Source organism: Bacillus sp. SG-1 (assembly GCF_000181495.1).
In the GTDB taxonomy this organism is placed as follows: domain Bacteria; phylum Bacillota; class Bacilli; order Bacillales; family Bacillaceae_B; genus Rossellomorea.
This window is the reverse complement of sequence record NZ_ABCF01000002.1, coordinates 1-13,268: the sequence shown is the minus strand read 5'-3', so window position 1 is coordinate 13,268 and position 13,268 is coordinate 1. Positions and strand designations below refer to the sequence as shown.

General features: G+C 40.9%; 14 protein-coding genes and 1 pseudogene. 11 read left to right on the top strand and 4 right to left on the bottom strand.

What is annotated here, in order from left to right; genetic code table 11:
• The first annotated feature begins 141 nt into the window (after nt 1-141).
• Nucleotides 142-753 (top strand): lytic transglycosylase domain-containing protein, encoded by a 612-nt coding sequence (locus BSG1_RS03725; RefSeq protein WP_006835515.1) that lies wholly within the window; start codon nt 142-144, stop codon nt 751-753.
• A 293-nt stretch (nt 754-1,046) separates the two neighbouring features.
• Here the strand turns inward: BSG1_RS03725 and BSG1_RS03720 are convergent, their stop codons facing one another.
• Nucleotides 1,047-1,301, bottom strand: coding sequence for a GlsB/YeaQ/YmgE family stress response membrane protein (locus BSG1_RS03720; protein ID WP_006835514.1), 255 nt, complete (start codon nt 1,299-1,301; stop codon nt 1,047-1,049).
• 157 nt (nt 1,302-1,458) lie between these two features.
• Between BSG1_RS03720 and BSG1_RS03715 the strand changes: the two genes are divergently transcribed.
• Both BSG1_RS03715 and BSG1_RS21710 read left to right on the top strand, forming a co-directional pair.
• A complete protein-coding gene (locus tag BSG1_RS03715) occupies nt 1,459-3,699 on the top strand; it encodes an AAA domain-containing protein (protein WP_006835513.1) in 2,241 nt (746 codons plus the stop codon).
• 167 nt (nt 3,700-3,866) lie between these two features.
• Nucleotides 3,867-4,052, top strand: a pseudogene (locus BSG1_RS21710) (Rdx family protein); the annotation flags it as partial.
• A 37-nt stretch (nt 4,053-4,089) separates the two neighbouring features.
• On the opposite strand, the gene BSG1_RS03710 reads toward BSG1_RS21710, so the two are convergent.
• Entirely contained in the window at nt 4,090-4,476 is a 387-nt protein-coding gene (locus tag BSG1_RS03710) for a hypothetical protein (protein WP_044022357.1), read from the bottom strand.
• Between the two features lie 223 nt (nt 4,477-4,699).
• Between BSG1_RS03710 and selA the strand changes: the two genes are divergently transcribed.
• Nucleotides 4,700-6,100, top strand: coding sequence for an L-seryl-tRNA(Sec) selenium transferase (gene selA / locus BSG1_RS03705; protein WP_006835509.1), 1,401 nt, complete (start codon nt 4,700-4,702; stop codon nt 6,098-6,100).
• Between the two features lie 303 nt (nt 6,101-6,403).
• Here the strand turns inward: selA and BSG1_RS20080 are convergent, their stop codons facing one another.
• Complete coding sequence (locus tag BSG1_RS20080) at nt 6,404-6,547, bottom strand: small acid-soluble spore protein P (protein WP_006835508.1); 144 nt, start codon at nt 6,545-6,547, stop codon at nt 6,404-6,406.
• Between the two features lie 145 nt (nt 6,548-6,692).
• Here BSG1_RS20080 and BSG1_RS03700 point away from each other — a divergent pair, with 145 nt between their 5' ends.
• Complete coding sequence (locus tag BSG1_RS03700; RefSeq protein ID WP_006835507.1) at nt 6,693-6,956, top strand: hypothetical protein; 264 nt, start codon at nt 6,693-6,695, stop codon at nt 6,954-6,956.
• Nucleotides 6,957-7,829: 873 nt separating this feature from the next.
• Here the strand turns inward: BSG1_RS03700 and sspO are convergent.
• Nucleotides 7,830-7,979: a small acid-soluble spore protein O gene (sspO, locus tag BSG1_RS03695; protein WP_044022356.1), complete on the bottom strand. Its 150-nt coding sequence runs from the start codon at nt 7,977-7,979 to the stop codon at nt 7,830-7,832.
• Nucleotides 7,980-8,305: 326 nt separating this feature from the next.
• Here sspO and acnA point away from each other — a divergent pair, with 326 nt between their 5' ends.
• From acnA to BSG1_RS03670, 6 genes are all read left to right on the top strand, one after another.
• Nucleotides 8,306-11,017, top strand: coding sequence for an aconitate hydratase AcnA (gene acnA / locus BSG1_RS03690; protein ID WP_006835505.1), 2,712 nt, complete (start codon nt 8,306-8,308; stop codon nt 11,015-11,017).
• Between the two features lie 178 nt (nt 11,018-11,195).
• Nucleotides 11,196-11,759, top strand: a complete 564-nt coding sequence (locus tag BSG1_RS03685; RefSeq protein ID WP_232214192.1) for a peroxiredoxin family protein — start codon at nt 11,196-11,198, stop codon at nt 11,757-11,759.
• A 117-nt stretch (nt 11,760-11,876) separates the two neighbouring features.
• On the top strand, nt 11,877-12,020 hold the full coding sequence (locus tag BSG1_RS20075; protein ID WP_006835503.1) for an FbpB family small basic protein: 144 nt from the start codon (nt 11,877-11,879) through the stop codon (nt 12,018-12,020).
• Between the two features lie 419 nt (nt 12,021-12,439).
• A complete protein-coding gene (locus tag BSG1_RS03680) occupies nt 12,440-12,583 on the top strand; it encodes an acid-soluble spore protein N (RefSeq protein WP_006835501.1) in 144 nt (47 codons plus the stop codon).
• Between the two features lie 38 nt (nt 12,584-12,621).
• Entirely contained in the window at nt 12,622-12,876 is a 255-nt protein-coding gene (gene tlp, locus BSG1_RS03675; RefSeq protein WP_006835500.1) for a small acid-soluble spore protein Tlp, read from the top strand.
• 98 nt (nt 12,877-12,974) lie between these two features.
• Nucleotides 12,975-13,268: acyl-CoA thioesterase (locus BSG1_RS03670; RefSeq protein ID WP_006835499.1), on the top strand; the 294-nt coding region annotated here is incomplete at its 3' end.

Sequence of the window (13,268 nt, the reverse complement as noted above, 5' to 3'; positions counted from 1 at the left end):
ACTTCAGTAGAAATTCTCTGCTGAAGTTGTTTTATTTTCTATACATACACGAACTTTAGTATTAAGAAGGTAATAAGTTGCTTATATCCTTAAACTTACTTAAAATAGATTGGACACTCATTAAAAGGTTGATGCATCTTAATGGTAAATAAACGACCGAAACGTAAATCGAAAAAGGGTTCTCCCTTTAGAATCCTACTCATTCCTTTCACAATTCTTGTTGTCTACTTCATCGTATATGGCGGATTTTTGACTTATCAGGAATTATCAGAGGAAGCAAAGGACGAAATTCCTCCAGAATATATCCCTATTTATAAAGAAGCTGCACGTAAATATGGCGTGCCATGGAACCTCTTGGCGGCACATCACAGAGTGGAAACGAAATTCTCACAAATGAATACGATGGTTTCTCCAGTAGGTGCGGAGGGGCATCTTCAATTTATGCCCTGCACCTTCGTAGGATGGTCTCATCCAACTTGCGGAGGACTTGGAAAAGGAAATATCCCAAAGGATGAAATGACTGATCCCAGCGTGATCGAGAAGTATGGTGGATATGGAGTAGATGCCAATGGTGATGGCAAAGCGGATCCATGGGATATTGAAGATGCCGTTCACAGTGCGGCAAACTATCTCTCGAACAATGGTGCTGCTGAAGGAGACATAGAAAGGGCTGTATTTGCTTATAATCACAGCGAGCAGTATGTAGAGGATGTTCTATACTACGCTGAAAGATATAAAAAAGAGGAGTTTTAACGAATCAGGGCTCCTTAAAGGAAAAAGTCTTTAAATGAACAGGCCGCTGATTGACTCAGCCTACATCGGCCTGTTTTTCTTATCTATATTTTGTGTGGGGTAATGAGCAAACGGAAAGGTTAGCTGGCCATCAGCTTGATATTTGCAGGTGAGTTTGAATTTTGTCAGTTATCGCCTACCAATAAAAGGTTGTTTTGTATGTGGTTTGGAGCAAAAGGAAAAGTCACCTACCAATCAACTCACTATTGGTAGGTGACTTTGTCACAGCCTATTTATTTAATGGGATGAAAATGTTAATGCGCCTTTCTCATTTTTTTCATGATTAGGCTTAGAAGGAATACCAGGATGATGGCCCCTATCAAGGCTGGGATGATAGCCATGCCAGCTATAGTAGGACCGAAGTCTCCAAAGATCAACCCTCCAAGCCATGCACCAATAATCCCGGCGATGATGTTGCCGATGATGCCGCCGGGAACATCTTTTCCAAGAATCAAACCTGCGAGCCACCCAATAATACCACCAATAATCAGATACAAAATAAAACTCATAATAAATGCCTCCTTTAATGTATTATTTTGTGTTACTTAGCTAGAATATACACAGAACATTTGAAGGTTAAATCTATGGCTAAGTTGGGTAAAAGAATGAATTTATACTAGAATCTCACCTTATATGAAGATTAATCATACAAATAGGAGTCTTTTCATGAATGCAACGATAAGAATGATACAGCAATGGAAGACAGCATTGATTGCGGAAATTCAAAAGTTAAAAGAGTTTGAAAGCAGAGGAATTATGGTTCTCAGGGGCCAGCATCTGGCAACCAGTGAAAGAGGGGCTGTTTATTGGCTTGTTCTCGCCTATCCAGTGAGCCTATTTCCAGGGGGAGCGGTAATCTTTGATTACGGAAAAAAGAAGGTTGAAGGAAGTGTGCTTTCATCTGAAGGGGTCGATGTCATCGTCGAACTGGATACTGATTTAGGGGAAGAGGTAGGCAAAGGATTATTACATAATGAACCTTGGGATCTTCTCAACAAATTGATAGATAGGCTTGAAGAAATTGAGGAGAGTTCCGTCAAATTAAAAATTATTGATAAGGTGATGGATACCGGAGAAAAGGCTTACCATCCTGAGGGGAAAGCGAAGAGCCTCGTGCATGAAGCAGTATTGCGATCAAAGTATAATCCTGTGACCTATATCTGGGGGCCTCCAGGTACCGGCAAAACCTATACCCTTGCTCGTGCTGCGGCTTATCAGTATGTAAACGGCAAGAAGATTTTACTTCTCTCGCATAGCAACGCGGCGATTGATGTATTGACTTTGGAATTGAACCGCTTCTTGCAGGAAAATGAGAAATGGACAAGTGGAGAAGTCATTCGGTACGGCTTCCCTGAAAAAGAAGAGGTATCTTCCTATCCTGACTTGAGCGTGACAAAGCTCGCTGAATTAGCTGATTCAAGTTCCGGTGAAAGGAAGAGGAAGTTCGAAAAGAAACGAATGGTTCTCAAGAAAAAACTTTCGGCAGGATTTAATTCAAGAGAGTCAGCACAGTTGACAAAAATTGAAATCGGGTTGGCAAAATTAAGGGAAAAACTTAGAAAAAATGAAGCACAGTTTGTGAATGATGCAAGGGTTGTTGCGACAACTCTTTCGAAAGCGGCAACCGATCCTTTGATTTATCAAAGCCAATTTGATCTCGTTGTCATTGATGAAGCAAGCATGGCTTATACACCTCAAATTGCTTTTGCCGCTACACTTGGGAGCCGGGTGATTATCTGCGGTGATTTTAAACAGCTTCCCCCTATCGCGGTTTCACGACATGGACTTGTGGAAAAATGGCTGAAACAGGATATATTCCATTTGTCTGGCATTACAAGATCGGTGGAAAACAGCCTGCATCATCCACATCTAATGTTGCTGCCTGTCCAGCGCAGGATGCATCCCCATATTTCCGCTTTTACAAACAAATATTTTTATCATTCATTGGTTTCTGATCATCCCGATGTTCTTAAACAACGTACTTCTGCTGCGAACCTTTTACCTTTTGAGGGAGAAGCGGCTTTTTTATTACCTGTAACCGACAATTTACCTTGGTGTCAGACAGACGGCGGCTCCCGCTGGAATCTTATGTCGAGTCTTATATCGATCCAGATGATGCTGGCGGCTAATGAATCAGGAATGCCCACAATTGGATATGTGACCCCTTACCGAGCACAAGCCAAATGGATGAACAGGCTTTTGCCTATTTTCCTTAATCATCGTGATCTTGTACTAACTGCGGATATTTTCGCTTCTACGGTTCATAAATTTCAGGGATCTGAAAAAGATATGATTTTATTTGATTTAACAGACGGCTCTCCCCAAGAAAAGGCTGGAACACTTTTGACGAAAAGGGAAAGCGGCAGGCTGATTAATGTATCGGTGACAAGAGCGAAAGGGAAATTCATTTTGTTGGGTGATCATCAATTTATCAAAAATCATGTCCATGAAACAAAGCCAGTTCGGAAACTGATTGATTATCTGGAGAAAAAGAGACACAGGCATACTGAAGGCCCGAATTCTGTTTTTGACCGGAAATTCACAAAGCGGCTCAGGTGGTTTCGGATAAACAATATTGAGGGACTGAAAAAAGATATTATTAATGCAAAGAAAGAGATTATCCTGTCATTTGAAAAAACGGAAGACGTTTCTGACACAATCTGGCGTGCATTAAAAGCAGTCGAGGACGAAAAAACTATAATAATATTATGTAAACAAAACAGATCAATCCCTTTAATAAAGTTTCAAACAGACAAAAGGGAGTTTATACAACCATTTATAGGCTTTGATAAAAAAGTGTTATGGTTTGGTGATTTTCATCCTCAAAACAATGAAAAGACTTTTCCTTACATTGCACGTGTTTTTTCCGGTAAGTTTTTTACTGCCTATGATTCGTATTTAACTTAAGTCTCCCTGATTCGACTTAATGAGGTGTGTGTATTGAATGAGGGCGTTTGCAGAATGTTTTTACGTGTATTAAAATGTCAGAAAGAAAGAACCTTATAAAAAGGAGGATGTATATGAAGAATTTTACCGTTTCCGTTGAGTTTTGTATGCAGTGAAACTATGCACCAAAAGCCGCGAGGTTCGCGGAAGAGTTATTTAACCACTTCAGGTCGGATCTTGAGGAATTGAAATTGGTCCCATCATCCGGCGGTGCCTTTGAAGTGAATGTTAATGGAGAAAAATTATATTCAAAATTGGAAACAGGAGTCTTTCCTGATATAGATGAAATGATTGATTTAATCCACAACAAATAAAGGATCAGCCTTGCATGGGGCTAATCCTTTCTCCTTTTCAGAGGTGCCCCTGAAATCGAATGACAGAAGGGACGGGCTTAGCGTCAAGCGCTTTCAAGATATGGATCTCAAAGTGACCTTTTCTGGGATATAACCGGACTGGATTATATTTTAAGGAGAAAGGAAAATTGACTGAACGAGTCCTGGTAGGTGATTCCTCCATAGGAGTTATCTCAATCGTAAGTGTCTGTTCTTTTTTTGTAAGAGTCACTTCTCTCATAATAAAATCCTCAATCGTAGCTTCAACAATGTAAGCTTCAGTGGTGTCGAACAGGTCAAGCCTGAACTGCGACTCATCAAGCTTGGTTGTATAGGGGTCGAGCAGCCAGTCTTGCATCCACCGCTCCCACTCTTCTAGTTTAAAATCATCTCCTGGATTTGACATGATTTCCTCCATCTTTCCTATTGTCTTTTTTCGCAGGTTCTTGCTGGTTCAGTTCCTGGACAGGGATTCTGTCATCCCTTTAAAGGAAAAAGCAAGCAGTTAGTGAAAATCTGGATGAACAGCAATATAAGTGACTTTTCATCAGTTTATTCTTTTTGGGTTATGATGTGTGGGTGGTATAATGTGAAATATTCATTGTGTTATTGATCAGGAGGCAACTATTATGAAGGAACTGTTACGAAAAATACCTTCCATCCATGAAATCCAGCAAGGTGAGGATTTTGCAAAAATGATAAAAGAACGAAACATATCGGTTGAACAGGGAACTGACCTCATTAAAGAGGCTGTGGCCACTCTAAGGAAGAAAATTCTTGACGCGACATGGGACGGTCCTGTGCCAGGGAGTGCAGATTTGAATAATCATTTAATAGAACAAGCCCATCAAGCAGCAAAACATAAATTTTCCTACACTTTATCAAAAGTAATCAATGCAAGCGGTACTATTCTCCACACAAACCTCGGTCGGGCAAGATTAAGCCAAACTGCAGCTCAGCATGTTCTGGAAATAGCTGAGAATTATAATAACTTGGAATATGATATAGAAAATGGCACCCGCGGCTCCCGCCATAAGCATGCGGAAATTCTCCTCAGGGAAGTTACGGGATCCGAAGCAGCAATGGTGGTCAACAACAATGCAGCTGCAGTATTTCTAATCCTATCCGCTCTTGGCAAAGAAAAAGAAGTTATTGTCTCCAGGGGGGAACTAGTCGAAATCGGTGGATCATTCCGGGTTTCATCGATTATGGAAGAAAGCGGCGCAGTATTGGTGGAAGTCGGCACGACGAACAAGACGCGTATCTCAGATTACGCTGATAACCTCAACGAAAATACCTCCATGCTGATGAAGGTTCATAGAAGCAATTTTGTCATTAAAGGTTTTACTGAAGAAGCTACGACGGATGAACTTGTGAATTTAGCTTCAACTCAGGAGCATGTCATCTATTACGAGGACTTGGGGAGCGGCATGCTTTATGACCTAAAGAAGCATGGGATAGGTTCCGAGCCATTGGTGAAAGAAGTGATCACTAAAGGTGCGGACATAGTATCCTTCAGTGGCGATAAACTGCTTGGCGGACCGCAAGCGGGTATCATTGCAGGCAAGAAAGACATCATTGATGCTTTGAAAAAACATCAGCTTGCCCGGGTCCTCCGTGTAGATAAAATGACGTTGGCTGCTTTGGAAGGGACCCTTCTTGATTATTTAAGAGGCAATGTGAATAATATCCCGGCCTATCGGTCCCTGCTTATGAAAACGGACGAACTAAAGAAAATTGCAGATGATATGGCTCATGTTTTAAATGAAAAAACAAACAACTTCCATGCAGAAGTTAAACCTGACAAAAGCCAGGTGGGTGGAGGGACGATGCCTGAAGTAGAACTTGACACCTTTGTTCTTTCTCTAAAACATTCCCAACTGGAAGCTGCTCAACTGGAGAGAATGCTGCGGAAAGCAGATACACCAATCATCGCACGAATATACCGAGATGAACTGCTCCTCGACTTCAGGACCGTAGACCCGGAAGAAATCCCGGTCATCAGCGAGACGTTAATAAGTCAGGATTGAGTGGGTTATGAAACACAGAATTTTGAAGAGTAATTCGTTCTGTAATAATGGGATTAAGCGGAAATTACTTTAATACAGAAGGACGATGAGCCCTATAATTAGGTATTAAGCAGGGAACACCACATAATAAAAAGAATTGAACACTGTAATAGGGTCATTATCAAGGAAACAGCACAATATAAAAAAATTAGTCCTGTAATTGGTTGTCTAGGGAGAAACAACTTAGTATGACCTTACCACCGAATAACCGAGTAACCTGCGCAAAAAAACACAGTCCCGCCAAAGAGGGACTGTGTTTAACTTTTACATATCGTGGTGTTGATTATGTTTTTGGCGGGTATGGTTATGGTTTTTAACTTTCTTTGATCCGCTTAAAGGCTCGGGTTGTCCGCTAGGCTGCCCTTTAGTGTAATTTCTGCGCATATCTTTGTTATCATTTTTGTTCATTTCGCATCCCTCCTAAATGTAGAATGCGGATTTTTAAAGCCTCTTATTCATCCCTTGCTTACTTTGTATTTATTGAATTCCGTATAATTTCCGTAGAAAAAGGAGAATCTAACATTGGATTATTTTTTCTGAAGGAGATGATATCATGCCATATCATAAAGATAAACAGCAGGCGTTCCAAGCTGCCCAGCAAGGTCATGAAGAAGTAAAAGACGTAGTGAATGAAATGGTACTGGATGGTGCAGATTACGGTCATCAACTCGCTCATTTAAAGAACGAGGTGAACGAAGCCTACCAGCAGATTGAAAATGCACTGGAAGTAGCTTCTGAACATCAGCGGGAACAGCTCGAAAAGATGAAATCTGATTTATCCTCTGTAGTGCAACAGGTGAACCAGAATCCAAGCTAAAAAAAGGATTGGCCATTTTACACTAAGTAGTTCAGTTTTTGAGTACAAAACGAGGAAAAGCAGTCCAAAACGGGCTGCTTTTTTACTATGAATTCGTAATAAAATGCACATAATAAATTTCATTAATTGAGTAGGTCACCAAAAGAAGGGTACTTAAAATAGGGGAAAACTTTTCCTTAAAACTGCCTATTTTAGCTGGGGAGAAGCAAATAAGGGAAGGATTTTCCGTTAAGCATGCTCAGGAACCCAATTTTCATGTTTTTTAAGTAAATAGCAGAAAATTTTACCCTTATATGACCTATTTTTTTTCGACATTTCTTCCATAAGGGCAATTTCCTCCCTTATGGTCTAAGTTCATGGTACTGTTTCTTTATTGGTCCTCGCTTTTATGGTGGAGGGGGCCATGAAGAGAGAATCGCTTGGCTGAATTTGAAGAAATGGTCAATTTTGAATCAGTGAACTTATTAAGTTATTTTAATCCCTATAAGAACGATTAACCATAATGGATAAAATCCGTTAAAAATCCGTTATGTTTTTTAGCCACTTTAATCAAAAGCCTACAATATATTTTTCAGTGTTGTGGAACCGTATGCGAAATTAGATACGAAAACACACTTAAACGTAAAAGAAATGCTGTAATATCAATTAAAATAGCATACGAATAATCGTGCAAATTCGTATGCTAAAGACTATGAGTTTTTACATATTGTACCTCTAAAGTGAACTACTTACATTTTACATGGCCAATCCTTTTTTTTTACCCTTCGGACGCATAGGTGTTAAAATCGATTGGGCATTTTAAATGAAAATTGCAAGGCCTTTCAATTGAGTATAAGGTGAAAGATTTGTTACTATATAGTTGAAATTGTTTGATTATTGATTTTTCTTGCGCTTTTTGTTGTTCTGTCTCTGTGCGGCAGTCAGCGGTTCATTAGAAAACTCTTCATTATATCCGGCTCCGGTACCTTGTGCTTTGGCGGCATTCATGCCTTCACGGATATGATTGGCTTTTCTTTTGGCCATTTGAATCACCTCCCCTTGCAACTTATCGTTTCCTCGGGAAGGCTATCCTATAAGCTGAAATCCTTTCATTTTATTTTTTCAGGATAATAAAAACTGCTCAAAAGAATCAGACTATTTTAACAAAAGCCTGCGATAATCGGCTTTTTGTTTTGTCGCAAAATGAAAAGTTAGAAACCCATAAGAAAAACTTATCAAGTACAATAACTTTCTTGATATTTACTTATGTAATCGCTTGTATTAAGATGGTAATGTGAACCAAGTTGAAAACACAATCAAACTTTTCAGCACACGTAAAATCGTTACAATCTCTAAGAGGGGGAATCGAGATGGCGAAAAATGACGTATTTAACTCCCGTTCTTCATTTGAAGCAGCAGGGAAACGCTATCATTATTATCGTTTAAAAGCATTAGAAGAGGCGGGCGTAGCAAAAGTTTCACGCTTACCTTACTCAGTGAAGGTATTGCTTGAATCTGTACTGCGCCAATTTGACGGCCGCGTAATCAACAAAGACCATGTAGAAAACCTGGCAAACTGGGGTTCTGCAGATGTGAAGGATGCTGAAGTTCCATTCAAGCCTTCACGTGTAATCCTTCAAGACTTCACAGGAGTACCTGCCGTGGTGGACTTGGCTTCCCTGCGTAAAGCAATGGCTGATATCGGTGGAGATCCTGATAAGATCAATCCGGAAATCCCGGTTGATCTTGTAATTGACCACTCTGTACAGGTTGATAAATATGGTACTGCTGACTCTCTTGCAGTCAACATGGACCTTGAATTCGAACGTAATGCCGAGCGTTACCAGTTCTTGAGCTGGGCGCAAAAAGCATTTAAAAACTATCGTGCTGTACCGCCTGCGACTGGAATCGTCCACCAGGTTAACCTTGAGTATCTGGCTAATGTAGTTCATGCTGTCGAGAATGAAGACGGTGAATTTGAAACATACCCTGATACACTTGTAGGTACTGACTCCCATACAACAATGATCAACGGTATCGGTGTACTAGGATGGGGAGTAGGTGGAATCGAGGCAGAAGCAGGAATGCTTGGACAGCCTTCGTACTTCCCGATCCCTGAAGTAATCGGTGTGAAGATGACTGGAGCACTTCCTAATGGTGCCACAGCTACTGACTTGGCTCTTAAAGTGACTCAAGTTCTTCGTCAAAAAGGTGTTGTCGGTAAGTTTGTCGAGTACTTCGGTGAAGGTGTTGCGACACTTCCACTTGCAGACCGTGCGACAATTGCCAACATGGCGCCTGAGTACGGTGCGACTTGCGGATTCTTCCCAGTTGATGCAGAGTCACTTGACTACATGCGCTTAACGGGCCGTTCCGAAGAGCACATTAATGTGGTTGAACAATATCTGAAAGAGAACGATATGTTCTTCACCCCGGATAGAGAAGACCCTGTCTACACAGATGTAGTAGAAATCAATCTGTCTGAAATCGAACCAAACCTTTCCGGTCCTAAGCGTCCGCAAGATTTGATCCCTCTTTCTGAGATGAAATCTTCATTCCATGAGGCGATCACAAATCCTGAAGGCAACCAAGGTTTTGGTCTTGATGAGAAAGAAATCAATAAAACGGCTTCTTATACAAATAGAAACGGTGAAGAAGTGAAAATTCCAACAGGTGGTATCGGTATCGCAGCGATCACATCTTGTACGAATACATCTAACCCGTATGTAATGCTTGGTGCTGGTCTTGTTGCCAAAAAGGCTGCTGAAAAAGGCATGATCGTTCCTGATTATGTAAAAACATCACTTGCTCCAGGATCAAAAGTTGTTACAGGCTACCTTGAGGACTCTGGTTTGCTAGAGCCGCTTGAAAAGCTTGGTTTCAACCTTGTTGGTTACGGTTGTACAACATGTATTGGTAACTCAGGTCCGCTTCTTCCGGAAATTGAGAAGGCAGTGGCAGATGCCGATCTATTGCTTACATCAGTTCTTTCCGGTAACCGTAACTTTGAAGGACGTATCCATCCGCTGGTAAAAGCAAACTATCTTGCTTCACCTCCATTGGTTGTGGCATATGCTCTTGCAGGAACTGTGGATATTGATCTTCAAAAAGATTCTCTTGGAAAAGACAAAGACGGTAATGATGTATTCTTCGCTGACATCTGGCCTACACAGGATGAAGTGAAAGATGTCGTGAAACGAACAGTTACACCTGAATTGTTCCGCAGAGAATATGAAAATGTATTCCAGGATAATGCACGTTGGAACGAAATCCAAACGAGCAACGAACCGTTGTACAGCTTTGATGAAAAATCAACGTACATTCAAAACCCTCCATTCTTTGAAGGTCTTGCTACGACACCAGAAGACATCAAGCCTTTAGAAGGATTGAGAGTTGTCGGTAAGTTCGGTGATTCTGTTACAACTGACCATATTTCTCCTGCCGGTGCCATCGGTAAAGATACACCTGCTGGTAAATACCTGCGCAGTAACGGAGTTGAGCCTCGCGACTTTAACTCTTATGGTTCCCGTCGTGGTAACCATGAAGTAATGATGCGCGGAACGTTCGCTAACATCCGTATCCGTAACCGCATTGCTCCAGGAACAGAAGGCGGTTTCACTACTTACTGGCCTGAAGATGAAGTAATGGCAATGTATGATGCATGCATGAAGTACAAAGAACAAGGCGTTGGCCTGGCTGTACTTGCAGGTAAAGACTACGGAATGGGATCTTCCCGCGACTGGGCTGCCAAAGGTACAAACCTTCTGGGCATCAAGACAGTCATCGCTGAAAGCTATGAGCGTATCCACCGTTCAAACCTTGTAATGATGGGTGTACTCCCACTTCAATTCAAGAAGGACGAAAATGCTGATACACTTGGCTTGAAAGGTACTGAGTCTATCTCTGTAGAACTTGCTGAAGGTGTTAAACCGCGTGATATCGTTAAAGTTACTGCTACCGACGAAGATGGCAACAAAACTCAATTCGAAGCGCTTGTCCGTTTCGACTCTGATGTTGAAGTTGACTACTACCGTCATGGCGGAATTCTGCAAATGGTTCTTCGTGACAAACTTAAAGCGTAATAATGAAAGTCTCAAACACCCGTTTCTTTTGAAACGGGTGTTTTTTTTAGGTTCTTTAAGGACGTTAAATTGAGAGCTTTACCTATTGATTTTATCCGGTAACCTCATTTTTAATAATAAATCGAGACAAGCCCTCATAAAATTGAATATCACGATTGGAGGGGCTGTATCAGTGAAAATGCTGATGGGAACATTATTAATATTTTTATTTATGGTGGTTATTTACACGGAAAATAAGTCATTACCCGTGATGTATGAATTTAAAAATACAGAGGAAGTTCTAAGTAATGATAATGCTGCGACATCCTTGACACAAGAAGAGGTTCCGGATCGCTTGCCAGGACCTAAGCTCGGAACGATGGCACCTGATTTTACACTACAGACACTCACTGGTGAAACCATTTCTTTAGCTGATTTAAAAGGTGAGAAAGTTTTGATCAACTTCTGGGCAGCCTGGTGCACCCCTTGCACGCAAGAATTGCCTGCATTAGAAGAGTTCAATAAGACAAACCAGGATATTAAAGTTATATCGATTAACATTGATCCAGAAGATCATGCAGAAGAATTCGCGCGGGATGCAGGCATTTCCTTCCCGGTTTTGCTGGATGAAGACGACAAAGTGAATGAAGACTACCAGGTGATATCGATTCCGACAACGATGCTGATTGATGAAAAAGGGTACGTAATCAATAAGCATATCGGCGCGTTGGATGAAGAAGGATTTCATGTGTTTGTTCAATAGGATTTTTCTCCTTTATGAGAATACCCTCTCTTTTTAAAAATTTTAGAAAATTTAATTATAATTAACACGCATTTTGCCCATAATAGAAATAAACTATGACAGAAGAGAGGGTATAAAATGCGAAAACCAAGAAAAAAGTCATTTACCGATCTAGTGAATGAAAACAAAAAAGCATTGATGATGGATGCAGAAGCAATGGATGTTATCGAAGAAAGAATCGAGTCCAGACTGGAAATCAAGCGAATGGACAAAGCGGAGTAACCAAGCTGAAAAGATAGGATCAAACTGAACCGACTGTGCCCATACGGTTGGTTTTTCGGCATTACACATATTAAATAGAACCCGGTGCAAAAATCGCTTAAGTGAGTTCCTTAGTTCCTCTAGAATGGGTCTATTGACCAATGGAGGCAATCACAGTGAGTGTCTCAAGAAAGGTTTTAAAGACCAAAACGAGAGCCATTCAGGTGCGAAAGTGTCTCAAGAAAGGATTAAAGACTAAAACGAAAGCCATTCGAGTGCAAAAGTGCCTATAGAGAGGTTCTAAAGACCAAACTGAAAACACCTCCACTCTTAAACTGCCGCAGTCAAATTAGGCCAGCACAGGCAGTATTATCTAATTAAAGAATGCTCATATCTTCTCTCCCTTTGGAAATTCTAATGATTAAGGGAGGGATTTTTTTATGAGCAATCCAAAAGGGAGCAGAAAACATTTTGTGCCGAACCACCTTGGTACCCAGCCGCGTGAAGCAGGGGGAAATAAGGGAAGACAAATGCAAGATAAGTCAGGCCAACATGCTCAAGTGATCCAGACAAAAGGTGAATAGCACCGAGTTATAAACCCTTATTAAAGGAGGAACCAACTATGGCAGAATATAAAAACCGCCCTAATCCGGATGACCGCAGCGATAATGTTGATAAGCTGCAAAGCATGGTCTTTCATACAATCCAAAATATGGAGAGAGCAGAAGAGTCAATGGCAATGACAGACAGCGATGAACAGAAGCAGGCTATTGAAGCTAAAAACGATCGTCGCAGAGAGAGCATTGACGCATTTAGAAGCGAATTGAAGGATGAGGCTGCCTACCAAAGAAACGGCCAGGATGATCAATACAAATAAGACCGGCTGCCGGATTAGTTCCGGCAGCTTCTTCTATGGACAATAGTCCTTCTATGATAAACTTAGGAGAGAAACTATATAGTAAAGGTGATTAAGTAATGTACATATCAGAGAAAAGTATTGAAGTCCGTTATGCGGAAACTGATCAAATGGGTGTTGTCTATCACGCCAATTATTTAGTGTGGATGGAACTGGGGAGAACAAAGCTTATCGAAGATCTTGGTTTTCGATATGCCGATATGGAAAAGGACGGGATCATTTCTCCCGTGATTGATATAGAAATCAGTTACAAAAGTCCGGTAAGATACGGCGAAAAAGCATTTGTTAAAACGTGGATTGAGTCCTATGATGGCTTACGTGTGACTTATGGGTATGAAATTCTCAATGAAAAA

Bases quoted from the DNA above. Each gene is read 5' to 3' on its own strand.
- BSG1_RS03725 (WP_006835515.1), top strand. From the start codon at position 142: ATGGTAAATAAACGACCGAAACGTAAATCGAAAAAGGGTTCTCCCTTT.
- BSG1_RS03720 (WP_006835514.1), bottom strand. From the start codon at position 1,301: ATGAGTTTTATTTTGTATCTGATTATTGGTGGTATTATTGGGTGGCTC.
- BSG1_RS03715 (WP_006835513.1), top strand. From the start codon at position 1,459: ATGAATGCAACGATAAGAATGATACAGCAATGGAAGACAGCATTGATT.
- BSG1_RS03710 (WP_044022357.1), bottom strand. From the start codon at position 4,476: ATGTCAAATCCAGGAGATGATTTTAAACTAGAAGAGTGGGAGCGGTGG.
- selA (WP_006835509.1), top strand. From the start codon at position 4,700: ATGAAGGAACTGTTACGAAAAATACCTTCCATCCATGAAATCCAGCAA.
- BSG1_RS20080 (WP_006835508.1), bottom strand. From the start codon at position 6,547: ATGAACAAAAATGATAACAAAGATATGCGCAGAAATTACACTAAAGGG.
- BSG1_RS03700 (WP_006835507.1), top strand. From the start codon at position 6,693: ATGCCATATCATAAAGATAAACAGCAGGCGTTCCAAGCTGCCCAGCAA.
- sspO (WP_044022356.1), bottom strand. From the start codon at position 7,979: ATGGCCAAAAGAAAAGCCAATCATATCCGTGAAGGCATGAATGCCGCC.
- acnA (WP_006835505.1), top strand. From the start codon at position 8,306: ATGGCGAAAAATGACGTATTTAACTCCCGTTCTTCATTTGAAGCAGCA.
- BSG1_RS03685 (WP_232214192.1), top strand. From the start codon at position 11,196: ATGCTGATGGGAACATTATTAATATTTTTATTTATGGTGGTTATTTAC.
- BSG1_RS20075 (WP_006835503.1), top strand. From the start codon at position 11,877: ATGCGAAAACCAAGAAAAAAGTCATTTACCGATCTAGTGAATGAAAAC.
- BSG1_RS03680 (WP_006835501.1), top strand. From the start codon at position 12,440: ATGAGCAATCCAAAAGGGAGCAGAAAACATTTTGTGCCGAACCACCTT.
- tlp (WP_006835500.1), top strand. From the start codon at position 12,622: ATGGCAGAATATAAAAACCGCCCTAATCCGGATGACCGCAGCGATAAT.